At 64.3% G+C, this 24651-nt stretch carries 22 protein-coding genes; 14 read left to right on the plus strand and 8 right to left on the minus strand.

Annotated features, from left to right (window positions below):
- The 5 genes from A3M7_RS47955 to flgF form a co-directional block, all read right to left on the minus strand.
- Window positions 1–918 (minus strand): HNH endonuclease, encoded by a 918-nt coding sequence (locus tag A3M7_RS47955; RefSeq protein WP_156937111.1) that lies wholly within the window; start codon window positions 916–918, stop codon window positions 1–3.
- A gap of 262 nt (window positions 919–1180) precedes the next feature.
- On the minus strand, window positions 1181–1945 hold the full coding sequence (flgH, locus tag A3M7_RS0137790) for a flagellar basal body L-ring protein FlgH (protein ID WP_027548513.1): 765 nt from the start codon (window positions 1943–1945) through the stop codon (window positions 1181–1183).
- 3 nt (window positions 1946–1948) lie between these two features.
- Window positions 1949–3088, minus strand: coding sequence for a flagellar basal body P-ring formation chaperone FlgA (gene flgA, locus A3M7_RS0137795; RefSeq protein WP_027548514.1), 1140 nt, complete (start codon window positions 3086–3088; stop codon window positions 1949–1951).
- A 10-nt stretch (window positions 3089–3098) separates the two neighbouring features.
- Complete coding sequence (flgG, locus tag A3M7_RS0137800) at window positions 3099–3887, minus strand: flagellar basal-body rod protein FlgG (protein WP_027548515.1); 789 nt, start codon at window positions 3885–3887, stop codon at window positions 3099–3101.
- A gap of 16 nt (window positions 3888–3903) precedes the next feature.
- Entirely contained in the window at window positions 3904–4665 is a 762-nt protein-coding gene (gene flgF / locus A3M7_RS0137805; protein ID WP_027548516.1) for a flagellar basal-body rod protein FlgF, read from the minus strand.
- A 384-nt stretch (window positions 4666–5049) separates the two neighbouring features.
- On the opposite strand from flgF, the gene fliL reads away from it, so the two are divergent.
- From fliL to A3M7_RS49315, 5 genes are all read left to right on the plus strand, one after another.
- Window positions 5050–5550, plus strand: coding sequence for a flagellar basal body-associated protein FliL (fliL, locus tag A3M7_RS0137810; protein ID WP_027548517.1), 501 nt, complete (start codon window positions 5050–5052; stop codon window positions 5548–5550).
- 29 nt (window positions 5551–5579) lie between these two features.
- Window positions 5580–6782, plus strand: coding sequence for a flagellar motor switch protein FliM (gene fliM / locus A3M7_RS0137815; protein ID WP_027548518.1), 1203 nt, complete (start codon window positions 5580–5582; stop codon window positions 6780–6782).
- A complete protein-coding gene (locus tag A3M7_RS0137820) occupies window positions 6779–7225 on the plus strand; it encodes a DUF6468 domain-containing protein (RefSeq protein WP_027548519.1) in 447 nt (148 codons plus the stop codon). The genes fliM and A3M7_RS0137820 overlap by 4 nt, the downstream gene beginning before the upstream one ends.
- Window positions 7226–7234: 9 nt before the next feature.
- Window positions 7235–7996, plus strand: coding sequence for a MotE family protein (locus A3M7_RS0137825; RefSeq protein ID WP_027548520.1), 762 nt, complete (start codon window positions 7235–7237; stop codon window positions 7994–7996).
- Window positions 7997–8589: 593 nt separating this feature from the next.
- A complete protein-coding gene (locus A3M7_RS49315; protein WP_156937112.1) occupies window positions 8590–8790 on the plus strand; it encodes a hypothetical protein in 201 nt (66 codons plus the stop codon).
- 22 nt (window positions 8791–8812) lie between these two features.
- Here A3M7_RS49315 and A3M7_RS45640 read toward each other — a convergent pair whose 3' ends face one another.
- On the minus strand, window positions 8813–12640 hold the full coding sequence (locus A3M7_RS45640; protein WP_049823957.1) for a VCBS domain-containing protein: 3828 nt from the start codon (window positions 12638–12640) through the stop codon (window positions 8813–8815).
- 411 nt (window positions 12641–13051) lie between these two features.
- Between A3M7_RS45640 and A3M7_RS0137835 the strand changes: the two genes are divergently transcribed.
- The 3 genes from A3M7_RS0137835 (at window position 13052) to A3M7_RS0137845 (ending at window position 18647) form a co-directional block, all read left to right on the plus strand.
- Window positions 13052–13681: a FecR domain-containing protein gene (locus tag A3M7_RS0137835; protein ID WP_245284419.1), complete on the plus strand. Its 630-nt coding sequence runs from the start codon at window positions 13052–13054 to the stop codon at window positions 13679–13681.
- Between the two features lie 53 nt (window positions 13682–13734).
- Entirely contained in the window at window positions 13735–14598 is an 864-nt protein-coding gene (locus tag A3M7_RS0137840) for a tetratricopeptide repeat protein (RefSeq protein WP_027548522.1), read from the plus strand.
- Between the two features lie 305 nt (window positions 14599–14903).
- Window positions 14904–18647, plus strand: coding sequence for a hypothetical protein (locus A3M7_RS0137845; protein ID WP_049823965.1), 3744 nt, complete (start codon window positions 14904–14906; stop codon window positions 18645–18647).
- Window positions 18648–18845: 198 nt separating this feature from the next.
- Here A3M7_RS0137845 and fliP read toward each other — a convergent pair whose 3' ends face one another.
- Together fliP and A3M7_RS0137855 are read right to left on the minus strand one after the other, a co-directional pair.
- Complete coding sequence (fliP, locus tag A3M7_RS0137850; protein WP_027548524.1) at window positions 18846–19601, minus strand: flagellar type III secretion system pore protein FliP; 756 nt, start codon at window positions 19599–19601, stop codon at window positions 18846–18848.
- Window positions 19598–20572, minus strand: a complete 975-nt coding sequence (locus A3M7_RS0137855; protein ID WP_027548525.1) for a flagellar biosynthetic protein FliO — start codon at window positions 20570–20572, stop codon at window positions 19598–19600. The genes fliP and A3M7_RS0137855 overlap by 4 nt, the downstream gene beginning before the upstream one ends.
- A gap of 351 nt (window positions 20573–20923) precedes the next feature.
- On the opposite strand from A3M7_RS0137855, the gene flgB reads away from it, so the two are divergent.
- The 6 genes from flgB (at window position 20924) to flhB (ending at window position 24560) form a co-directional block, all read left to right on the plus strand.
- Window positions 20924–21328 carry a flagellar basal body rod protein FlgB gene (flgB, locus tag A3M7_RS0137860; RefSeq protein ID WP_027548526.1) on the plus strand — a complete coding sequence of 135 codons (405 nt, stop codon included), beginning with the start codon at window positions 20924–20926 and terminating at the stop codon, window positions 21326–21328.
- A gap of 39 nt (window positions 21329–21367) precedes the next feature.
- Window positions 21368–21793 carry a flagellar basal body rod protein FlgC gene (gene flgC, locus A3M7_RS0137865; protein WP_014494020.1) on the plus strand — a complete coding sequence of 142 codons (426 nt, stop codon included), beginning with the start codon at window positions 21368–21370 and terminating at the stop codon, window positions 21791–21793.
- A 16-nt stretch (window positions 21794–21809) separates the two neighbouring features.
- Window positions 21810–22118: a flagellar hook-basal body complex protein FliE gene (fliE, locus tag A3M7_RS0137870; protein WP_027548527.1), complete on the plus strand. Its 309-nt coding sequence runs from the start codon at window positions 21810–21812 to the stop codon at window positions 22116–22118.
- A 137-nt stretch (window positions 22119–22255) separates the two neighbouring features.
- Window positions 22256–22519: a flagellar biosynthesis protein FliQ gene (gene fliQ / locus A3M7_RS0137875; protein ID WP_018321865.1), complete on the plus strand. Its 264-nt coding sequence runs from the start codon at window positions 22256–22258 to the stop codon at window positions 22517–22519.
- A gap of 180 nt (window positions 22520–22699) precedes the next feature.
- Window positions 22700–23470 carry a flagellar biosynthetic protein FliR gene (gene fliR / locus A3M7_RS0137880; RefSeq protein WP_027548528.1) on the plus strand — a complete coding sequence of 257 codons (771 nt, stop codon included), beginning with the start codon at window positions 22700–22702 and terminating at the stop codon, window positions 23468–23470.
- A 10-nt stretch (window positions 23471–23480) separates the two neighbouring features.
- Entirely contained in the window at window positions 23481–24560 is a 1080-nt protein-coding gene (flhB, locus tag A3M7_RS0137885; RefSeq protein ID WP_027548529.1) for a flagellar biosynthesis protein FlhB, read from the plus strand.
- Window positions 24561–24651: the final 91 nt, after the last annotated feature.

Raw genomic sequence — 24651 nt, forward strand, 5'->3', positions numbered from 1 at the left:
TCAATTATCGGGAATGAGGCCTTCCAAAGGGCGATTCTCTCCGCCTACGTGGATCATTGCATGACAATTTGCGCAAACTACAGCTAGGTCCGAAAGCTTGGTTTTGGTGCCGCTGGAAGTTTGGCTCGCGAGAGGTTTTAAGTGGTGAACTTGTGCATACCCCTCGCCTAGCGATCCATAACGTTCCTGAAAATCGAAACCGCAGTTTGGGACATCACAAATTAGCCGCCCCTTGAGACGGACGGCTTCTTGAAGTTTGGCACGGCGCGCACGCCGCTCACGGTGTCGGTGATTGCGAAAGGATCGACGGGGCTCTCCTTCGCTAAAAGATTCGAGTTCTTCGTCGTGAGGCAGTTCAGAGGGGGCAACTGGCTTGGCGCCTCGCGTGATGACAAAGTCACCCGTTTCCATATCGTATTCGGTCACGGCCCACGGGATTCTATCAAGACGTCGATTTTGAACGCGCGATGCTTTGGCGTTATGATCGAGCGCATTTCGACGAAGCCCTGTGAGAAGCAGTGCGCGGACGGGCAATTGGTCGAGGTAGGCAGTGCGCAAATGCCGATCGACTGCATTTGCACGGCGAGTCCAGATTCTTGCGCTGATCGGATTTTGGCTTTTTCGCTCGAGCCTCATGTTACCTGCGTAGTACGGTTCGTTCCCGTGGCTGGAAACTTCATCATACCAAATGCAAACGGCGATGGCTGTGCCGGGCTGTTCGAAAGACCAATTGTAGCAATACTTCGGATTAGACGCGGCTTTCTTGCCTAGTTCGCTTTCACCCCATTCGCTGAGGTCAAATCCGGCTTGTTCCAAGAGCTCAAACACGGTCTCGCGTTCATAGGGTTTGACAAACTCGGTTGCCTTTCTCGCGGCGACTCGGAGTGGGTGTAGTTTTGCTTCCGACTTGATTGCCATGTGCAAAATCCTAATCCAAATCTCGATGAATGCTTCAGATAAGATTTTCACCTTTAGTTGGATCGGATATTGAGTGCAATCTCAATATGTGCCGCGGCGGTCTTCCGTAAGTTCAATTAATCATGCCGTTTCGTGGCGGTGGTAGACACTCTCGCAGTTGCAAAATACATGCGGCCCTTGCCAGGGGAGCTAGCAAGGGCCGCGTAGTACATCGTCGTTCGCGCCTAGGTTCGCGAACACGATGTGGGAGCTCGGGAGAGGCTTAGAAGGGCAGCAGCACGTCCATGACCTGCTGGCCGTAGCGCGGCTGCTGCACGTCCATGATCTGGCCGCGGCCGCCATAGGCGATGCGGGCCTGCGCGATCTTGGTGGAATCGATGGTGTTGTCGCTCTGGATGTCTTCGGGGCGGACGATGCCGGCCACGATCAGCTCGCGGATCTCGAAATTGACCCGGATCTCCTGCTTGCCCTCGACCACGAGATTGCCGTTCGGCAGCACCTGCGTGACGACGGCGGCGACGTTGGTCTGCAACGCTTCCTTGCGGTCGACGCTGCCCTTGCCCTCGCTGGAAGCGGTGGAGTCGGCGGTGAGGATGCGGCCGGGCAGGATCTTGTTGGCCTGCGTGATGGTCTTCGCGCCGATGAAGTCGGTAATCCCGGAGTCTTCCTTGTTGGTGCGGCTGCGCTGGGTGTCGTTCTCGATATTGGCCTTGTCGGTGATGTTCACGGTCACGGTCAGGAGGTCGCCGATCTGGTGGGCGCGCTGGTCCTTGAAGAACGCGCGGCTGCCGTTGCGCCACAGCGAGTTCGGATTGTAGGAGGCGACTTCCGGCTTCGGCATCGGCATCTGCACCGGCTTGTAGCCGGGCTGCGTCGTCGGATTGTCGATCGCGGACAGTTTCGGTTGCTCGCCGATCTGCGACAGTCGGTCGATCGAGGAGCAGCCGCTTGCCAGCGCGCCAATTGCCAGCAGCAGGGCGGAAATCGCGATGCGACGAGGACGGAAAGCCGAACTGAACATGGACATGACTTACTCTGACTTGGCTGGAGCTTGCGAGATGCGGGCTTGCGGGATCTGGGCTTGTGCGATCTGGGCCGGAGACGCGGGGGCCTGGACCAGGTTCCGGACGAGAGCTGCAGTATCGACGGGTGCGGGTGCTTCGTCGCGCTTGAGGGAGGAGGTCTGCTCGACCGCGGGCGGCATCGGCGCGGACTGGCTCGCGCCCTGGACCGTGATCTGGCCGCGGCCGGTGACGACACCGGTCAGCGTGCGCTTGGATTGCAGGTTGAGCACGCTGACGGTGTCGCCCTCGGCGCCGCTCTCGATCGCCTTGCCGCGCGTGGTGAGGTAGAGGCCGGGCACCTGGTAGATGATGGTGACGTTCTGGTCGCGCTGCACGAAGTCGGGCTTGACGATGTCGGCGACCCGGATCGGCGTGCCCGCCCGCATCGGCCGGCGCAGCTGCATGCCGATGGTGCGGTCGCGCGAGGCTGCCTCGCCGGTGACCTCGGCCTTGGGCCGGCGCTCCAGCGTGACGTCGGAGGATTTCAGGAGGTCGGCGCGGTCGATGTCGCGCGTCAGCACGGCCACTTCCACGGTCTCGATCGCGGTGCCGGTGAAGCGCAGCTTGGTCGGCGCCGGATTGTTGTCGTTGTTGATCTCGAAGGCGATGTCGAAACGGCCGCTGCGGGCGTCGTAACGGGTTGCCACCGGCTGGAGCGCACCGGTGTTGGAGGCGTCCAGCCGCATGTCGGCGACGCCGCGGTCGAAGGTGACGGTGATGTTGGCGGCATCGCCAAGGCCGAAGCGGCGCTCGAGCGCCGAGGCGACCGCGTTTTCGAGGTCCTTGTTGGCGAGGGTGCGGGCGAGGCGGGTGACCTGGACTTCCCTGATGTCGCCGGTCATCACGCCGATCACCTGCTTTGCGCGCAACACCGACAGGACTTGCGCGACCGGCAGCGCACCGGTGGTGCCGAGATCGGGCGAGCGGTAGATAGGGATCAGCGCGGCCGAGCCGGCATTGTCGATGAGATCGCCGACCCGCACCACGTCGGAGGTCACGGTGACGCTGGCGCGCAGCGTCGGCGCCGCGATGACGTCGTCGGCGGCCTGCGCCGGCAGCGCCAGCAGCAGGAGAGCGGAGATCGTGGCGAGGGTGGTGCGGATCATCGTCATTGCCTCAGCGGAATAGCGCCGTGGTCGATTGCATCATCTGGTCGGCGGCGCTGATGACCTTGGCGTTCATCTCGTAGGCGCGCTGCGCGGCGATCAGGTCGCTCATCTCCGAGACGACGTCGACATTGGCCTGCTCCAGGCTGCCCTGCGTGATCTTGCCGTAGCCTTCGGCATTCGCGGTGCCGTCCTGCGGCGGGCCGGAGGAGGGTGTTTCGGTGAACTGGTTGCTTCCGACGGGCTGCAAACCCGCCTTGTTGATGAACCGGGTCACGCCGATCTGGCCGATGATCGAGGAGGTCGACGAGCCCGGCAGCGTCACCGAGACCTGGCCCTGCTCGCTGACGGAGATGCCGGAGGCGTTGTTCGGGATGGTGATGGTCGGCTGCACCGGGTTGCCCTGCGCGGTGACGACGCGGCCCTGGTTGTCCATCTGGAAGGTGCCGTCGCGGGTGTACTGGAAGGTGCCGTCGGGCATCAGGATCTTGAAGAAGCCTTCGCCCGACATCGCGAGGTCGAGATCGTTGCCGGTCTGCGACAGCGTGCCCTGCGTCATGCTGCGCGGCGTGCCGACGGTCTTGACGCCGCCGCCGATGTCCACGCCGACGGGCAGGATGGTGCCCTGGTCCGAGGCCTGCGCGCCGACGCGGCGGACGTGCTCGTAGATCAGGTCCTGGAACGCCGCGGTCTGCTTCTTGAAGCCGGTGGTGCGCAGGTTCGCGATGTTGTTGGAGATGACCTGGACGTTGAGTTCCTGGGCCGCCATTCCGGTCGCAGCGGTGTGGAGCGCTTGCATGTCAGTGGTCCCCTAATCAGGCCGGAACGTCGGCGAGCTTCTCGATCGCCGATTTGTGGAGGTCGCTCTGCTGCTGGAGCAGATTGGCGATGGCGGTGTAGCTGCGCATGACTTCGACCATGCGGCTCATCTCGCCGACCGAGTTCACGTTCGACTTCTCGATGTAGCCCTGGCGCACGGTGGACTTGGTGTCGGCCTGCTGGGTCGCGGAGCCGGCGCTGTAGAGGTTGGCGCCGAGCTTGGTCAGCCTGGCCGGATCGTCGAACGAGGCCATGCGGATCTTGCCGCGGATCGAGTCGGTCTTGGCCGTGCCCTCGAGCACCGTGACGGTGCCGTCGGGGGCGATATTGATGTCGTGGTCGGTCGGCTGGAAGGTGATCGGGCCGCCGGTGCCGAGCACGAGGTTGCCGTCGGAGGTGACGAGCTGGCCGGTGCTGCTGAGCGAGAACTTGCCGTCGCGGGTGTAGCGCTCGGCGCCGTTGGCCTGCACCGCGAAGAAGGCGTTGCCGTCGATCGCCATGTCGAGCGGGTTGTTGGTCGGCTCCATCGGCCCCTGGCCGACGTCGCGGAAGGTGCCGCGGTCCTGCACATAGGAGACCCGGCGGTCGGAACCGACGAAATTGTCCTCACGCGCGTTCGAGTTGAGATACTCCTCGAACAGCGAATGGTCGGCCTTGAAGCCGTTGGTGTTGGCATTGGCGACGTTGTTGGCGATGACATCCATCTGCCGTTCCAACGTCATCTGCCGTGACAAGCCGATCAGAAGCGCGTTCTGCATCGGAAGATCTCCCCTGAGTGAGATCTGCCTCCTCGCTCTCCCAAGCGCCTTGGCGGACCCCGTGAACGAGACCGTCAGGTTCTCCCAAACCCTTCGGTCTCGGTCCTCTCTCAGCGAAAGCCGTGCCAACGTAGAAAATTGTTTAATATCAATTACTTGTCGATTTTTCGAGGGCGCGGGAGGGCGGCAGAAAGGTTCTGTTAGCCATGTTTGCCCGGCAGATTTTTCCTAGTGGAGGCCCAATCGAAAGATTCCGTTAACCATTATTACCGTAGCGTTTGCATGCAAGGGAGCGCATTGCGCTGGGGCATTTGTATCGCGTCATTGTCTGCCAGGGGGCTTCGCTCTTTCGATTCCTATGAGAGATGAGCGAGCCGGGCGACCATGGCAGAAAACGAAGCGGAAGGCGGCGCAGCCGCCGAAGGCGCGGAAGCCGCTCCCCCGAAGAACAAGCTCAAACTCATCATCATGGCCGTCGGCCTGCTCGCCGTCCTCGGCGGCGGTGCGGCGACCTGGTTCTTCTTCTTCCGTCATGGCGACGACGAGCATCATGCCGAGGCGGCGCCGCCGCCGAAGCCGCCGGCCTTCGTCGAGGTGCCCGACATGATGGTCAACCTCGCCGGTGCTCCGGGCGAGCGCGTGCAATATCTGAAGCTGAAGATCGTGCTGGAGCTGAAGGAAGAGAAGCAGATCGAGGCGATCAAGCCGGCGATGCCGCGCGTCACCGACATCTTCCAGACCTACGTGCGCGAGCTGCGCTCCTCCGACCTCAACGGCTCCGCCGGCATCTTCCGCCTCAAGGAAGAGCTGACCAAGCGCGTCAATGCGGCGGTCGCGCCGGTCCAGGTCAGCGCGGTGCTGTTCAAGGAAGTCGTGATCCAGTGACGGCGCAGGGAAGGTAATGGGCTAGCGTCATGGCCGGCAACGAGCAGATGGACCAGGATGCGATTGCCGCCCAATGGGAGGCTTCGCTCGATTCCGAGGATCCCGCGGAGGCCGCCAAGGCCGCTGCCGAAAACGAACTCTCCGAGACCATGGCCCTGCAATGGGCCGCCATGGTCGAGGACGGCAGCCGCGACCTCGGCACCGGCAAGAACTCCGGCGAGCGGGTGCTGTCGCAGGAGGAGATCGACAACCTCCTCGGCTTCACCGTCGGCGACGTCACGCTCGACGACCATTCCGGCATTCGCGCGATCATCGATTCGGCGATGGTCTCCTACGAGCGTCTGCCGATGCTCGAAATCGTCTTCGACCGCCTGGTGCGGCTCCTGACGACATCCCTGCGCAATTTCACCTCGGACAACGTCGAAGTCTCGCTCGACCGCATCACCTCGGTGCGCTTCGGCGACTACATGAACTCGATCCCGCTGCCGGCCGTGCTCTCGGTGTTCAAGGCCGAGGAGTGGGACAATTTCGGCATGGCGACGGTCGATTCCAACCTGATCTACTCGATGATCGACGTGCTGCTCGGCGGCCGCCGCGGCACCAGCCAGCTCCGCATCGAGGGCCGGCCCTACACCACGATCGAGACCGAGCTGGTCAAGCGGCTGGTCGAGGTGGTGCTGGCCGACGCCGAGCAGGCGTTCCGGCCGCTGTCGCCAGTGACCTTCACGATCGACCGGCTCGAGACCAACCCGCGTTTCGCCGCCATCAGCCGTCCCGCCAACGCCGCCATCCTGGTGCGCCTGCGCATCGACATGGAAGACCGCGGCGGCAATATCGAGCTCCTGCTGCCTTACGCGACCATCGAACCGATCCGGGGCGTCCTGCTCCAGATGTTCATGGGCGAAAAGTTCGGCCGCGACCCGGTCTGGGAAGGCCATTTCGCCACCGAGATCGGCCAGGCCGAGATCGCCGTCGATGCCGTGCTCTACGAGGCCGACATCCCGCTCAAGCAGCTGATGCGGCTGAAGGTCGGCGACACGCTGCCGCTGGACATGCGCGCGGACGCCAACGTCACCGTGCGCTGCGGCGACGTCACAATCACCGAAGGACGCATGGGACGGGTCGGCGACCGCGTCGCTATCAGGGTGACGAAACCCTTGCGCAAGCCAAGTACGACACTTGCGATGTTCGAGAAGGTGGACGAGCACAACAAGATGATGGAGGCCCCATGAACCACTCCCTTGGAATGGCGATCGAGACGCTGGTGGCTATCTTGCTGATGCTCACGATCGGCTACTGCATTCTGCTGAACAAGCGGCTGACGCGGCTGAAGGCGGACGAGCATTCGCTGAAGGCGGTCATCGCCGAGCTGATTACCGCGACCGAGATCGCCGAGCGCGCGATCGGCGGGCTGAAGCTCGCCGTGCGCGACGTCAACGAGAACCTCGGCAGCCAGCTTGCGGCGGCGACCCAGATGTCGGACCAGCTCTACAAGCAGCTGGGCGAAGCCGACAACGTGGTGCGGCGCCTGTCCAAGATCGCGATCGCCGCGCGCCCCGTGACCAATCCGGAAACGGTTGCCGTGCCCGCGGCCAAGCCCTCGTCGGCCAAGGCGGTGGCGGCTGCGGCCGAAGCCTTCTCCGAGCGCCGACGATCCAACGGCCTTGCCGCATGAAGTCAGGGTATGAAATCCTTTCGTAACATCCGCGTCATTCCGGTCGTCCTGGTTGCCGTCGCAGGTCTCGCCACGCTCAAGGTCGCGGGCCTCGCGATCAATGGCGGCTATGTCTTCGACTACCAGCCGAAACAGGCCAAGAAGTCCTGGGCGCAGGAGAATCTGAACTTTCCGACCGGACGGGAAGACCCCGACATCACGGGATCGACCCATGGCGCGCCGAAGGAGGCGCCGAAGCCGGCCGCGCCCGAGACCAAGCCCGAAGGCACCGTGGTCAAGGTGGAGGAAGCCCAGCCGCAGGTCTCGGCCTCCGAGCGCGCGATCCTGGAGCGGTTGCAGTCGCGCCGCCAGGAAATCGAGGCCCGCCAGCGCGAGATCGACATCCGCGAGAGTCTGCTGAAATCGGCCGAGAAGCGCATCGAGAACAAGGTCGAGGAGATGAAGGCGGTGGAATCCCGCATCTCCACGACCCAGGCCGAGCAGAAGGCCGCCGAAGCCCAGCGCATGAAGGGCCTCGTCACCATGTATGAAGGCATGAAGCCGAAGGATGCCGCGCGGGTGTTCGACCGGCTCGAGATGGGCGTGCTGATCGAGATCGCCTCGGCCATCGCGCCGCGAAAGATGTCGGACATCCTGGGACTGATGTCGCCGGAGGCCGCCGAGCGGCTGACCGTCGAGATGGCCCGCCGCGCCAATGGCGGCGGCGATCAATCGGCGTCCGCCGGCGACCTGCCCAAGATCGACGGCAAGCCGACGCAAAAGCCGAATTGAGCGCGCGAGAGCCGCGGCGCGCTGCGGCAGCCTGCGCGCAGTTGCCCGGTCGCCCGGCCGGCACGGGGCCAGATGCCTTGCGTGCCTAGTTTGCGATCCGCTGCTGAACCCTGGGACCTGTCGAGCTCAGCTGTTTCTCGACGGCAAGGAGGGTCTCGCAGTGCTGCCTGACCAGCGCAGCCTTCGTCATTCGAGTCACGAGATGCAGGGTGCTGTGGCAGCAGGCGCACTCGTATACCTTCAGTGCATAGCCCCGCGCGATTGGAAAGACGGCTACGACTGCTCTTGCCCGGCTACATACAATGCAGTTGGCTTCTCCGCTCATTGATTGCCCCCCCAAAGGCTGACCAATCGAATTCGCATCGCCGTAACCGCATCTGATTCAGAGTCGTCGATAGATCGCAACACCTCTGAGGTTGTGCGCGCGTGTCCGGCAACCAACAACGACTCGCGTTGCGGATGCAGCCGGAGCAAGCGGCATCTTCTGAGGATGCGCTGAGTTGACGCGTACGAATGTGACATGGAGTACAGTGGCGCCGACGCATTCGTCCTAGGCTTCCGCCATTCGTAAATCCGCAGCGGGGAGGGAAGCCATGAACTACTCGTCCGCAGCAGGACGCGCAATCGAAGCTGTCAATCGGCTGCTCATCGCGGCGATGACGTTCGCCTGGACAACCGCACTAGATCATCAGCATGCATTGCCGCCGCAAGGGGAAGATGGCGACGCTGATGATGACGCGGGTCTCGGGCGAGAGAATTCCTCCGCGCCGGATTGCGCGGGAAAACAACACTGAAGATACGGTCGCCGTGGGGACGTCACACGATCAGATCGTGCAGCACATGAACGCCGGTTGTGCCTGCCCCGTGAGCCTGGTCAAGATGCGGCGGGGGCAGTTCAGGCATTGACGCCGCCGCGGATTCGTGGACTTTCCCGGCGTGTTCGTGATGACCGGACGGGTCCGGGGGATCATCCAATTCTGCGCTGTGCTCTGAACCCTGGCCATGCGAAGCGCCATCCTTGAAGTCAAAGGAGTCGCCGAACTGGTGCGAACCGGTGGGCGCCGCATGAGCAGTAGAGGGCGGATCGACACCCGCCGGGCCGTGTCCGGGCACGTCGTGCTGTCCGGCTGCCTCGCTTGGAAGCGAATGACCGGGTCCGCCGTGGGCATGACCAGCGTTGTGGGCGCTTTCGGGAGCCGATGCACCATGGTCCTTGTCGCCGCTCTCCACCGTATGCCCGTGCCGGGCGAGCTGTTCGGCCGCATCGTGGAGCGCCGTGAAAGCAACGTCAGGCATGGGGGCACTTCCGGCGATCACGTCATTCTTTCCGATCGTGGTATCGATGCTGTCGGGTACCGTTAGATGATCGAAGACGAAGCTGGTCGCCGTCGGTGTGGCCACGTCGTGCAAGCTCGTGGACAGCCCGGTCGGTGAGGTCGTTACCGGGGCACTGTCGGTGATCTCGGTCGCGCGCAGCTGCACCCCGTCTGAGCTGGCGAAGCTCGGATATTCGGTCCATCCAAACTGGTCCGAACTGGCAAAGACGCCGGAGGCCTGGGCGGTTGATCTGTCCGTCGCGTTCCAGTCAGCGAGGAGCGTGCCGTCGCTGAGTGTGGTGTCGGACGAACCGGTGATCGTCACGGCGGTGGCATCGCTTTGTGTCGTTGCGCTGAGATCGAGCAGCCCACTGTCGGCCGCCAGCACAGCCGCCGCCGCCGGCGTCACGATGAAATCCGACGCGTCGATGGTCGCAATTCCCTGCAAATGGATTTCGATCAAGCTGGAATCGCCAATGTGCAGGGTCTGGTCGCTCGGGTTGACATACACGATCGTCTCATTGGCCGCGCTGTCGTAGAGCCAGGCGATCGTATGAGCCGGCACAGACGTGCTTGATGGGCTCAAGGCCAGGAGAACGAAGCCAAGCCCGCCGAGAGCCGTCAAGTCGATCTTGTCGGATCCCGACGCGAAATCGGTAATGGTGTCGAACTGGCCGGCGTTGGAATCGGCCGCGAACAGATAGACGAAACGGTCGTTCCCATTGCTGCCCGTGAGGTGGTCCGCACCAAATCCACCGGTTATGGTGTCGCTGCCATTGTTGCCATTGATGGTGTCGTTGCCCGAACCACCGTAAATCGTGTCATCCCCGTCGTTGCCCTTGATCGTGTCATTGCCGGAGCCGCCATAGAGAATGTCGGCTTTGCCCGTACCGTTGACGGTATCACTGCTGGCTCCTGCGTAGATAATCTGACCTTCGTTGCCGCCTCCCGCGATGGTTTCGCTCCCCGGCGTTCCAAACACGTTGGGGGGATCGGATATCACGACGGACCCCGTGGCGAGGTTATCAAAATCGTTGGGGTCTGCGTCGCTGGCACCATGGATGGTGACGGTCACGGATTGCGTCGTGCCGTCGATCGCAGTCACCGTGAAAGTGTCGGTTAACGCATCGCCCGGATCCAGCGCCTGAACCACGCTATTGTTGTTGTCGAGTGTGTAGGTCCATACGCCGGCTGCCGTCATGGTGAAGGTGCCGTACCCGCCGTCGCTCGCAGTTGGTGAGGCGACTACCGTGAAAGTGTTCGGCGTATTGTCGACGTCTGTGTCGGTGAGCGCGCCGGTCGCGACGGGAATGCCGGGCGCAGCGGTGCCTGCCTCGATCACTGAGCCGATCGTGGTGCCGGAAATGATGGCGGCGTCGTTGGTGCCGTGGATGGCGATCGTCACCAGTTGCGGGGTGCCGTCGATGGCAGTCACAGTGAAACTGTCGGCGAGCGTGTCGCCGACATTGAGCGCCTGCACCGCGGCGTTGGCGTTGTCCAGGGTGTAGGCCCACACGCCAGCGGCGGTCATCGTGAAGGTGCCGTAGCCGTTCGCGCTTGTCTTTGGCGAACTTACCGCCGTGAAGATGTTGGACGTATTGTCGACGTCAACGGCGACGAGTGTGCCCGTCGCGGCCGGCGTGCCGGGCGCCGTATTGGCGACGCCGCCTGCCTCGGTCACTGAACCGGTCGTGGTGCCGGAAACAATGGCGGCGTCGTTGGTGCCGTGGATGGTGATGGTGACCACTTGGGGGGTGCCGTCCAGAGTGGTCACTGTGAACGTGTCGGCCAGCGTCTCGCCGGCATTGAGCGCCTGCACCGCACCGTTGCTATTGTCGAGCGTGTAGGTCCACACGCCGGCTGCCGTCATGGTGAAGGTGCCGTAGCCGCCAGCGCTTGCCGTTGGGCCGACCGCCGTGAAGGCATTTGAGGTCGTGTCGACGTCAGTGTCGGTGAGCGTGCCGCTTGCAGTGGCCGTTCCGGGATTTGCATTGGCAACGCCGCCCGCCTCGATCACCGAGCCGGCCGTCGAGCCGGAGATAATGGCCGCGTCGCTGGCCCCATGGATGGTGATCGTCACCACTTGGGGAGTGCCGTCTACGGCGGCCACCGTAAAGTTGTCGATCAGCGTATCGCCCGCATTGAGCGCCTGCACCGCGGCGTTGGTGTCGTCCAGGATGTAGGTCCATACGCCGGCCGTCGTCATCGTGAAGGTGCCGTAGCCGCCGGCGCTCGCTCTTGGCGAGCTCACTGCCGTGAAGGTATTGGGCGGATTGTCGACGTCGGTGTCGGTGAGCGTGCCGGTTGCAAGCGGCGTGCCGGGCGTTCCGTTGGTGGTGCCGCCAGCCTCGACAACCGAGCCGGTCGTGGTTCCGGAGATGAATGCAGCGTCGTTGACGCCGTTAAGGACGATCGTGAAGGTCTGACTGGCAGAAGTGTTTCCGTCGGAAACGGTCACAACGAAGTCGTCGGTCGTGGGCGCCGTCAGCGCGTTGATTGCGGCGCTGTCGGGCACGAACGTATAGGCGCCGCTCGTGCTATTGACGTAGAGCGTCCCGTAGGGGCTTGCCTTCGACAGATCGTATGTCACTCCGCCCAGGACCGTGTTGCCGGCGCTCGCCCCGACGACGCCGAAGGTCAGCTTGCCGCTGTTCATGCTGCTCGCGGCGAACGTTCCGCTCGTCGCAGTGAATGTGTCAAACACCACGGTGTCGAGTTCGGCCGGCCCGGCTCCCGTGATCAGCGTCAGCGGTGGTAGTACGATCAGAGGCTCAGGGGTGAAAACCAAAGGCTTCAGCAAATCTTGCGGCGCGGGTGCGTCGGGCGGAATGAAATTGATCGGCTGCAGCGGTAGGGATTTGACAAAGGGAGGCGTGCCCGAGCCGTGGGGTCCTTGAAGATTGGCGAGCGCGTCCTGTTGTGCGGCCTGCAACTCCTCCATGCGAGCAAGAGTGTTCGTGACCTGGTTCACACTGACCGAGGATCCGACCTTCTTGAGGACGATTGTCTCGCCGGGATCCTCGACGATGATGTGCCGCGGGATCGGCTCCTTGGTCACAAGCTCGAATGCACCGTGCGCGAGGTCCTTGTAAGTGATGGCGTCGTCATCCAGGAACGTTACGTTCGGGTCTGCGGCCTGGGCCTGCTTGATCATCGAGAAGAACAATGCCGTGAGCGACAGCATCCCGAAGCGGCCGGCAGAGGCCCGCTCGCGAGTCTGCGCGACGGGTCCATCAAGAGAGCCGCTCGTGGCCGCCTTCAGGCGGTGATGCCTGACCGCAGCGGCTTCGCGCTCGTCCCCGGGCCTTCCAGCGGGCGTGACGGACATTGTTCGACCTCGATTGACAAGCGGTCGACCTCAGACGTCGCCGTATCTTTGCTGGCTTGCCGCGTCACGTGATCGGGAGCTTTTGCGCCGGCAACCTCAGTCAGGCCCGCTGAAGGTCGTGGTTTCCGAGAATTCCGCCCAGGCATGTCACGGCAGAATTGCTGTCGTTTCACCCGACGGCACGGGCGAAAAGCTGGTTGAAATTGCCTGGCACGGATAGTGGCTCTTTCGGGCACGGCGATCAGCCATTCGGATTACTCCGGAATAGTCGGTTTGGCCGTCGTGGCTTGTTGCCGCTGGTCTGCCATAATGCGCGGTGGTCTTGCCGACGCCGTCGGAGCCGTTCCGATGCTCAAAACAACATCTTCAAAAAAGGGTTGAGCCATGGGCACTCACGCAGCGACTGTTCTCGTGGCAGGTATCGTCCTCGCGCTGGCCGGCTCGTCACTCAACCCAGTCCAGGCGCAGAACGATTCTCCGCGGCGAGCCGTCCTGGACTCGTCGTCAAAGCCAATCGGGAAAGTTGTGGCAGCCGAGGGCTCGGTCATCATCGAGCATGTCGGAGCCGTCATTGCCCAGGTCAACGTCCCGGGCGAATCCATCAAGACGAAGATTGGCGATCCGGTCTATTTGGGCGATGTGGTTCGAACCGATGCCGACAGTCGGGTCGGCATCAACTTCGTGGATGGAACGTCGTTCAACTTGTCGAGCAACACCCGCATGACGTTGGACGAATATGTCTACGAACCAGCCGGGAAGTCCAATTCGACGATCTTCAGCCTGACCAAGGGGACGTTCGTTTTTGTTGCCGGCCAGGTTGCGAAGACCGGTGACATGAAGATCGAAACGCCGGTCGCCACGATGGGCGTTCGAGGCACCACACCTCATGTCGAAATCTCGGATGACGGAACCACCAGGTTCTCCACTCTTATCGAAGAGGGCAAGAACAAATATTCGAAGAAGTCCGGCGTAACGGGGGCACCGCGACCCGAGCAAAGGGCGGAGCACAAGCTCAATCTGAACATCTGCCGCGGGTGCTGACGCTGGTTCTAGCCTCCGCGCAATCGCCCAGATCTCAGAGGACGGGGCCTGACATGGAATCAAGATCGTCCGTCGTCAAAAGCGGAGTGGCGATTGGCGTCCTGCTGTTGGTCGGCTTGCCAGTCGCGGCCCAGAATTCCAAGGTGAACAGCAGCTATCTCAGCTATATTGAACCCTGCAACGGGGCGGGTACCATCTCGCTTGATGCCCGGATCGCTGCCTGCACGGCTTTCATCGAGGCGCGTCAGGGGACGACGGCAGCTCTGGCTATCGCCTATAACAATCGCGGCAATGCCTACACCGCAAAGGGCGACTTCGACAAAGCCATCCGTGATTTCGATCAGTCGATCGCGCTCAAGCCGACATACACAAAGGCCTTCAACAACCGCGGTGTAGCTTACTTGAGGAAAGGCGAATATCAGCTCGCGATCGAAGCCTTTGACGATGCGATCAAGCTCGATCCCGACTATGGCGCTGCCTTCGTCAACCGCGCCGGAGCCTACCTGAAGAAAAATGACCACCAGCGCGCGGCGCATGACTACGACGAGGCCATTCGTCTCCAGCCCAATTCGCAGGCCGCATGGAGCGGACGATGCTGGACCCGGGCGCTACTCGGTGCCTGGCAGGCCGCGCTGGAGGACTGTGACAGAGCGCTTCAATCCGGATCGACCAGCGCTGCCGTGTACGACACGCGCGGGCTGATTCACCTGAGGATGGGCGAGTTCGGCGCGGCGATCGCCGACTACAATTCTGCCTTGCGGGCCGCCCCGGAATTGGCGAGCGCGCTTTTTGGCCGCGGGCTTGCCAAGCTGAAGCAAGGCGACGCGATTGGCGGAGATTCTGACATTTCGGCTGCAAAGACAATTCAGGGCAATATCGGCGACGAGTTCGCGCATTATGGCGTCGGTCACGACTGAGTTCACGACTGGCTCTGGCTCGTCGATCATCGCAGAGGAATTTGCCGAGACGGCGGCTGCAGTGCACGCCGCGCCGGTCCCGCCCGGCGCCGGTGACGACGGGGTGTTAACATCTCCTTAACCACTTGCTCTCCAAATTCGGAGCGCGAACGCCTCAGCCCGCACGCAAGGCGTCGCGACGCACGGCGCGGGATCAATTCGCCAATACAGCATTAACAAGTCCTTAATTGGCAAAACCTACATTCGACGCCATGGGCCGGCGCCATGTGCCGGTATGGGTCGTCGAACCGGAAGAAGTGCCGCCAATGGCGCAGAAGGCTGCCGCTGGATTTGTGTCGCGAGCCCGCGCCCTGGCGTGGGGGCTGTCGCGTCATGTCGGTAAGGCACCTGCGCTGGCAACCCTCCTCCTGGTCGGCCTGATCGCCGCAAGCCCGGCGCGGGCGGACCCGATCCGGGGCGAGGCCAGTTTTTCGGCCGGTGGCGGCTTTGCCCGTCTGGTGATCAAGCTCGGCGAGGATGTTCCCTCCGAGGTGACGACGGCCGGCTCCATTCTCATCATCCGCTTCGACCGGCCGGTCGACGTTCCCGTCGACCGGGTTCCGGAGGGCGCGCCCGACTACGTCAACTCCGCCCGCCGCGATCCCGACGGCGGCGCCATCCGCCTGTCGCTGGCGCGGCGCGTCACCGTCAACACCATGAATGCCGGCGAGCGCACCTTCATCGACCTGTTGCCGGAAGGTTGGAAGGGACCGCCGCCGAGCCTGCCCATGGATGTGGTCAAGGAACTCGCCGAGCGCGCGCGCGTCGCCGAACGGGCGCTGCGTGCGCAGCGCGCCGCGGCCGAGACCAAGAAGCGTCCGCAGATCCGTGTGCGCGCCTCGGTGCAGCCGACCTTCGTGCGCTTCGTGTTCGAGATGCCCGACGGCGTCGGCGTGTCCTCCGTGCTCAATGAGCAGAAGCTCACGCTCGCCTTCAACGCCAACCTCAGTTTCGACCTCGCTGACGCGGTCGTCGCCGCGCCGCCGAACGTCGCCTCGATCAAGCAGAGGGCCGACATCGATCAGACCAATGTCGAGATCGCGCTGATTGGCGATTCCGACGTGCACTCCTTCCGCGACGAGAAGAACTACGTCGTCGACGTCTCCTTCCAGCCGGACAAGGGCAAGGCGGCCGCGACGCCCGAGGCCGCGATCGCGCAGGCCAAGCCCGCCAGCCAAGGCCATGGACCGGCACCGGCCGCGGAAAAGCCGGCGGCCGAGAAGAAGGACGCCCATCGCGAGATCGTGCCGCCGACCTCCGAGACGATCGCGCGCGACGCCAGGATCGATATCAAGCCCGAGGCGAAGCCGGAAGCGTCTGCCGCGATGCCCGTCGCCGAAGCGCCGAAACCGGCGCAGCTTCCCGTGGCCGAGTCTGCGGAAGCACCCAAAGAAACGTCCAAGGAAGCCTCGAAGCCCACCCCGCCTGTTGCCGAAGCTCCGGCCGCACCGGCCAAGCCCGCAATGGTCGAGGCGCCCAAGGAGGTCGTGAAGGAAGCGGCGAAGGAGCCGGTCAGGGAAGCAGCCAAAGCTGCGCCGACCGAGGCCGCGACCGCGCCGCAGCCGGCCGCACCGAGCGTTGATGCGCGCCGCGACAGCGACGGCTTGCGGGTGACGTTCCCGCTTCAGGTCGCAACGCCTGCGGCGGCGTTCCGCCGCGGCGACACCATCTGGCTGGTGTTCGACACGCCGAAGCCGATCGACGTCGAGGCGATCCGCGCCAAGGGCGGCGCGATGATCGGCGAGGTCGGCCGCATCCCCCTCGACAAGGGGCAGGCGGTGCGCATCCGTCTCACCCGGCCGCTGGTCTATTCGCTGACGAGCGAGGAGGTCGGCAAGGAGACCAACTGGCTGCTGACGCTCGCCGACAAGATCCAGGCGACGCCGCTGCCGCTGATGATGTCGCGCAACATCACCGACCCCGCGCTCGCCAACATCGCGATTCCCTTCGCCAATCCGGGCCTGCTGCACAAGTTCACCGATCCCGATGCCGGCGACATGCTCTACGTCGTCACCGCGCAGCGGCCGGTACGCGGCTTCATCAAGCGTCAGGACCTCGTCGATCTCTCGCTGCTGGAATCCGCCCACGGCATCGCGATCCGGCCGAACTCCGACGAGGTCGGCGTCGAGGTCGGATCCGACAAGGTCATTCTCGGCAAGAAGGGCGGACTGACGCTGTCGCCGGTCGACATCTCCGCCGAGCGCGCCCCGACCGCGGTGCGCCCGATCTTCAGCCCCGAAGGCTGGCGCAAGGGACAGTCGGAAAACTTCATGACGCGCCAGAGCGAACTGATCACGGCGAGCTCGGCCGTCGAGCCGGCGCTGCGCTCGCTGCCGCGGCTCGACCTCGCGCAGTTCTACATGTCGCGCGCGATGTATCACGAGGCCAAGGCCGTGACCGAACTGATGCTGAGCGATCCGCTCAACAAGGAGGAGAGCGGCGCGCTGATCATGCACGCGATCGCGAGCATCCTGATCGGCCGGCCGGCGCAGGGCCTGAAGGACCTCGCCAATCCCGTGATCGGCAACAGCCACGACTCTCAGCTCTGGAAGGCGCTCGCCTATGCGCGCCAGGGCAAATGGGCGGACGCGCGCGAGAAGTTCAAGAACGTCGAATTCGCCATCGCCTCGCTGCCACTCGACATCCAGCGCATCGTGACGATGGACGCGATGCGCGCCTCGCTCGAAGTGAAGGACTATGCCGGCGCCTCCAAGCGGCGCAGCGAGCTCGAGATCGTCGGCGTATCGCCCGAGGCTGCGCCCGGCTTCGCCGTGCTGCGCGGCCGGCTCGCCGAGGCGCTCGGCCACGACAGGGATGCGCTCGACGACTACAGGTTCGCGGTCGGCTCGAGCGACCGGCCGGCTGCGGCCGAGGCCAAGCAGCTCGAGGTCGCGTTGCGGCAGAAGCGCGACGAGATCAGCAAGGAAGACGCGCTGCGCGAGCTCGAGACGCTGTCGATGACCTGGCGCGGCGACGCGATCGAGGTCAAGACGCTGCAGATGCTGTCGCAGATCTATGCCGAGAACGGGCGCTACCGGGACGCGCTCACGGCGGCGCGCACCGCGACGAAGCTGCAGCCGAACGCGGACGCCTCGCGCCAGGCGCAGGATCTCGCCTCCGACCTGTTCACGCAGATCTTCCTGGGGCCCAAGGGTGACGAGCTGCCGCCGGTCGAGGCGCTCGGGATGTTCTACGAGTTCCGCGAGCTGACACCGATCGGCCGCCGCGGCGACGAGCTGATCCGGCGTCTTGCCGACCGTCTCGCCTCGATCGACCTGCTCGACCAGGCCGCCGAGCTCCTGCAGTACCAGGTCGACCACCGCCTCGAAGGCGCCGCGCGTGCCCAGGTCGCCGCGCGTCTTTCCATGATCTATCTCGCCAACCGCAGGCCGGACATGGCGATCTCGGCGCTGCGCGCGAGCCGCATCAGCGATCTCTCCGGCGAGCTCAGGCAGCAGCGTCTGCTGCTCGAGGCCCGGGCGCAGAGCGACGTCGGCCGGCACGATCTCGCGCTCGACATCGTCTCCAACGTCTCCGGGCGCGAGGTGCTCCGCCTGCGCTCCGACATCTTCTGGGCGGCGCGGCGCTGGCGCGAGTCCGCCGAGCAGATCGAGCTCTATTACGGTGAACGCTTCCGCGACTTCAAGCCGCTCAATGCGGTGGAGAAGAGCGACATCATCCGCGCCGCCGTCGGCTACGCGCTCGCCGACGATTCGATCGGCCTGTCGCGCTTCCGCGAGAAGTACGCGCCGCTGATGAGCGAGAGCGCCGACCGTCTCGCCTTCAACATCGCCAGCAAGCCGGCCGCGGCCTCCAGTGCCGAATTCGCCGAGATCGCCAAGCTGGCTGCGAGCGTCGACACGCTCGACGGCTTCCTGCGCGAGATGAAGCAGCGCTTCCCCGACGCCACCGCCCGCGCGCCATCCGGGCCGCAGGTCAAGGAAGAGACCGACCACACCGGCTCGCTGCCGAAGATCCCCGCCGTGCGGCAGATCAAGATGACGCGGTAGGGACCCGGGTGCCGCGTGGAGCGCGGCCGGGAACGGCGCCACATCTTCCGTCATTGCGAGCGCAGCGAAGCAATCCAGAATCTTTCCGCGGAGGCAGTCTGGCTGCTTCGTCGCAAGGGCTCCTCGCAATGACGGGGAGAGGCCGGAGGCTATCATTGGGGGCGGTGGGGATGCGTCGCTGGCATCGCCCACGTCCGCCTATCCCCCGTAGCTCTGCACCAGGCTTCCCGCCACCAGCGACCAGCCGTCGACCAGAACGAAGAAGATCAGCTTGAACGGCAGCGATATGGTTGCCGGCGGCAGCATCATCATGCCCATCGACATCAGCACGGAGGCGACGACGAGGTCGATGATCAGGAAGGGCAGGAACAGCAGAAAGCCGATCTCGAAGGCGCGCTTCAGCTCGGAGATCATGAAGGCGGGGACGAGGATACGGAGCGCGAGCTCGTCGGGGGTGGCCGGCGCCGGCTCGCCGGAGAGATCCAGGAACAGCTTGAGGTCCTTCTCGCGCACGTTCTTCTGCATGAAGCCGCGCAATGGGACCGAGGCGCGCTGGAGCGCATCCTCGACGCCGATCTGGTTGGCGACGAGCGGGCGGATGCCCTCGTCGTAGGATTTTTGCAGCACCGGCCCCATCACGAAGAAGGTGAGGAACATCGCGAGCGCGATGATCACCGAGTTCGGCGGCGCGGTCGCCGTGCCCATCGCGGTGCGCAGGAGCGACAGCACGACCACGATGCGCGTGAACGACGTCATCATGATCAGGATCGACGGCGCGATCGACAGCACCGTGAGCAGCGCGATGAGCTGGATCGCGCGCTCGGTGACGCCGCCGCCACCCTGACCGCCGAGATTGATGCTGATGTCCTGCGCATGCGCGAGGCTTGCGAGCGAAGCCGCACTGAACAGGACAGAAAGAAAAAGAACTCTACGCGGGAGGGCCGGCAGCCTCACGAAGACGGCTTCGGACGGCCGAGCAGGGAGGCCATCTCGTCTTCGAGATTCTCAAAGCTGGTCTTTTCCGGGGCAGGCTTCGGCGGCGGGGCCGGTGGTGCCGGCGGCTCGCTGCGCGCCGCGCGCGGAGGAGCGGCCGGCGGCTCCGGCGCAACCGGCGGCGCGACCGTCTCGCCGGCCGGGCGGCGCAGCGCAGCCTCTAACCGCTGCGCCATTTCGGCCAGATTCTGCTCGGCGCTCGAGGGCGCAGCAGGAGTGGGGGCCGGCGGCGCAACGGGCGGCGCCTGCGGCACCGGCGGAGGCGGCGCGACCGCGCGCTCGGCGCGCACTGGCGGCCCCTTCGCCGGTTCGCTCTGGCGCGGCGGACGCGGCATCAGCGGCGGCTCGTTGCGGGCAACGCGCGGCGGTAGCGGCAGCGGCTCAGGCCGCGGCTCGCGCTCGGGGCGCGCGATCGGCTCGGGCGGGAAGCCGGCCAGTGGCGGCTCACTGCGGCGTTCGGCCAGCGCGGGCGCGGGCCGGCGTACTTCGTCGGCGAAGGACGGGCGTGCGGGCCGCGGCGGCGGTTCGGGCATTTGCGGCTCGGGGTGATCGAGCATTTCGGGCCGCGGCATCTCGTCGGCCCAGCCGCCGGCATCCGGCATCGGGGCGAGGCGCGGCGGTTCGGCGGAGTTGGGACGCTGCGGAAGCTGGTCGCGGCCGGGCGCGGCGCGCACGATGTTGGGCTCGACGACGATGTCGGTCGGGCCGCCGATCATCAGGAGATGTTCGACATTGTCGCGCCGGACCAGCACCAGGCGGCGCCGGCCGTCAACGGCGGCAGCATCGATCACGGCGAGCCGGGGCATCCGGCCGCGCTGGGTGTTGGCGCCGAGCCGGCTGCTGGCGAATCGGCGAACCAGCCATGCAGCGACGCCGATCAACGCCAGAACGACGATGAACGCGACGATGAAGGTGATAGGGCTGCCTTGCATACTTGTCCCCGAGAAATGGCGCTCTTCTCGTGCCCGTGGTCAGACGCGCCGACCACCGGCCTACGATGCCCCAAACTGCGATTTCTTAACGTCCCACGGCAAGTTTTGCCGTCCCCAACTCTTAATAACCTATGAATCGCTCGATCCAAAATGACTTCTTGGGCTGTGCATGTGCCGCCAAGCGATTGGGTTAATGCCACTTTTGGAGGCGTAGAATCACGGGGGAACGAATCCCTGTCCCGGTGCGGGACATGCATCTGTGGCACCCTTAACCACCTGTTAACCATACAGGCGGCAAATTCTGCCTAGCTTCGGACCCTGGATCCGGAGGAGGCGGAAGGAGCCGCGACGATGTCCATCAACGACCTCCCGGTGCTGTCGGCGCTTCGCACCAAGATGCAGTGGCATCAGGAACGCCAGCGCGTCCTGTCCGAGAACGTCTCCAATTCCGACACGCCCAAATTCCGGCCGCGCGACCTGGTCGAGCCGAAGCTTGACAAGGCTGGCGCGGTCACGGGGTCGATGGGCCCGCTGGCAATGACCGTCACCAGCGCGTCTCACATGACGCCATCGGGGGCGGCCTCGGGTTTCGACCAGAACAAGAATGCGGGCTTCGAGACACGCCCTGCGGGCAACGCCGTCAATCTCGAAGAGGAGATGATGAAGGCCGCCAGCAACCAGATGGACTACGCGGCTGCGACCTCGCTCTATTCGAAGAGCCTGCATCTGCTCAAGACCGCGATCGGCAAGGGCTAGAGCATGATCCCGGAACAGAAGAGCTAGAGGAGGCGCATCATGGCGAATGACAGCAGCGACTTTGCCCGCTCGATGGCGATCGCGACCTCCGGCCTGCGCGCGCAGGCCGGGCGCATGCGGGTGATCTCGGAGAACATCGCGAACGCGGATTCGACGTCGCAGACATCAGGCGGCGATCCCTACCGGCGCAAGGTGCCGACCTTCTCCTCCGCGCTCGACCGCACGCTCGACGCGCAGGTCGTCACCCTCGGCAGGATCAAGCCCGACCAGTCCAACTTCCGCACCAAATACGAACCGAACAATCCGGCCGCCGATGCGACCGGCAACGTCAAATATCCCAACGTGAACTCGGTGGTCGAGATGACCGACATGCGCGATGCGCAGCGGTCCTACGAGGCCAATCTCAACATCATCAGTGCGACGCGCCGGATGATCCAGCGCACGCTCGACATCCTCAAGAGCTGAACAGGACATTTGAGCCATGGCATCACCGACAATCGCAGCCAACGCCTATGCCAACCTCGCCCGCGTGCTGGAGAACAGCGGCGCCGGCAAGGGCGGCGAAGCGAGCGGGCAGTCCTTCGCCTCGCTCCTGAAAGACGCCGTCGGCAGCGTCATGGAGTCCGGCCGCAAGTCCGACGCGCAGACGGTGGCGATGGCCGCCGGCAAGGCCAACGTGATGGACGTGGTGACGGCGGTCGCCGACACCGACGTTGCCGTCTCCACGCTGGTCTCGGTCCGCGACCGCGTGATCTCGGCGTATGAAGACATCATGAAGATGCCGATCTGACGCGATTGTCATTCCGGGGCGCGACGAAGTCGCGAACCCGGAATCCATGGTGCTACCGACGATGCCGCTGGATGGATTCCGGGTTCTCGCTTCGCGAGCCCCGGAATGACGACAAACAATCGAGAGTGAGAATTCAAATGACCGGACCCGAGACCCTCGACGTCGCGCGCGATGCGATCTGGACGATCGTGATCGTGTCGTCGCCCCTGATGGTGGTCGGCCTCGTGGTCGGCGTGATCGTGTCGCTGTTCCAGGCGCTGACGCAGATCCAGGAGCAGACGCTGATCTACGTGCCGAAGATTCTGGCCATCTTCGCCACGATGCTGTTGGCGCTGCCGTTCATGGCCGACGCGCTCCACGCCCATATGCTGCGGATCTCGTCGCGAATCATCGGCGGCTGAGGCAAGATGCGTCGTGCGGTGGATTTGACATTCGTCCTGGGGGCTCCGCGAGTCGCGTTGGCGAATGTCAAATCCAATAGCCGCACGACTATTGATATTTGCGAATGCCTCTTTGGCTCCAACATTCGCAAAAGTGCCTGCCGCGATGGCGTGCGAATGTTGGAGCCGAGGCATTCGATTATGCGCATCGACGTCTCGCTGCTGCCGGCGCTTGCGGCGGCCTTCATGCTCGTCTTCGCCCGAGTCGGCGCGATGGTGATGCTGCTGCCGGGCCTGGGCGAGACCAACATCCCGACGCGGATAAAGCTGTCGATCGCGCTCCTGCTCACGCTGATCATCCTGCCGCTGCATCGCAGCGCCTATCAGGTCGACATGGGCTCGCTGGCGCCGCTGCTGGTGCTGATGCTGCATGAAATCGCGATCGGCATCGTGCTGGGGGCAACCGCCCGCGTGACGCTGTCGGCGCTCCAGGTCGCGGGTTCCGTGATCGCGCAGCAGATGGGGCTCGGCTTCGTCACCTCGGTCGATCCGACGCAGGGACAGCAGGGCGTGCTGGTCGGCAACTTCCTGACCATGCTCGGGGTGACGCTGCTGTTCGCCACCGACAGCCATCATCTGGTGATCGCGGCGCTGAACGACAGCTATGCGATCTTCTCGCCGGGCGAGACCGTGTCGAGCGGCGATGTCGCATCGCTGGCGACACGCGCCTTCGCCGCCGCGTTCCGCCTCGGCTTGCAGCTCTCCGGACCGTTCCTGGTGTTCGGCCTCGTCTTCAACATCGGGCTCGGCGTGCTGGCGCGGCTGATGCCGCAGATGCAGGTCTATTTCGTCGGCGTGCCGCTGTCGATCTTCGTGGGCTTCCTGGTGCTCGCCGTGGTGCTCACGGCGATGATGGGCACATTTCTGGATTACTTCATCGGTGTCATGCACCAGATGATGCCGCTCAGGTAACGGGGGATCGATGGCGGAAGACAACGATCCAGACAGTCAAACAGAAGACCCGACGCAAAAACGCCTCGACGAGGCGCTCGAACGCGGCGACGTCGCTAAGAGCCAGGAGATCAACACCTGGTTCATGATCGCGGGCGGCACGCTCGTGGTCTCGACCTTCTCGGGCTCGGTGGGCAGCGGGCTGGTGACGCCGATGCGCAACCTGCTCGCCAATTCCTGGATGATCAAGACCGACGGCCGGGCCCTGCTCGCGCTGATGCAGCAGATCGAATTCGCCGTGCTCGCGGCGGTCGGTGTGCCCCTGCTGATGCTGGTGCTGGCGGCCATCTCCGGCAACATGCTCCAGCACCGCCTGGTCTGGTCGGCCGAATCCCTCAAGCCCAAGTTCAGCAAGCTCTCGCCCGCGGCCGGTTTCAAGCGGATCTTCGGCAAGCAGGCGGCCGCGAACTTCCTGAAGGGCCTCGGCAAGCTGATCGTGCTCGGCGCGGTCATGGCCACGATCCTGTGGCCGGAGCGGCATCGCATGGAGGCGATGGTCAGGCTCGATCCGGCCGCCATGCTCGGCGCCACCACCAGCTTGACCATTCATCTGCTCGGCGCGGTGGTCGCGGCGCTCGCGATCATCGCCATAGGCGACTACTTCTTCCAGTACCGAAGTTGGTTCCAGCGGCAGAAGATGTCGCTCCAGGAGATCAAGGAAGAGTTCAAGCAGTCCGAAGGCGACCCGCACATCAAGGGCAAGATCAGGCAGCTGCGGCAGCAGCGCGCCAAGAAGCGCATGATGGCGGCGGTTCCCAAGGCTTCCGTGATCATCACCAACCCGACCCACTATTCGGTGGCGCTGTCCTACGAGCGCGGCATGCAGGCGCCGATCTGCGTCGCCAAGGGCGTCGACAATCTCGCCTTCAAGATCAGGGAGATCGCGCGCGAGCACGACATCCCCATCGTCGAGAACGTGCCGCTGGCCCGCGCGCTCTACGCCACCGTCGACATCGACCAGGAAATCCCGACCGAGCACTACCATGCGGTCGCCGAGGTCATCGGCTACGTCATGCGCCTGAAGCACGGATTCGGCGCCGGGCGAGGATAAAATGCCCGAAAAGTACCGGAAATGGCCGTAATCTGGGAATCAGCGTACCTTTCGCCCTTGCTGCCCTTGCGCCTGCGGGTCCGATTCAGGC

Origin of the sequence: Bradyrhizobium sp. WSM2254 (genome assembly GCF_000472645.1) — a bacterium.
Classification (GTDB): domain Bacteria; phylum Pseudomonadota; class Alphaproteobacteria; order Rhizobiales; family Xanthobacteraceae; genus Bradyrhizobium; species Bradyrhizobium niftali.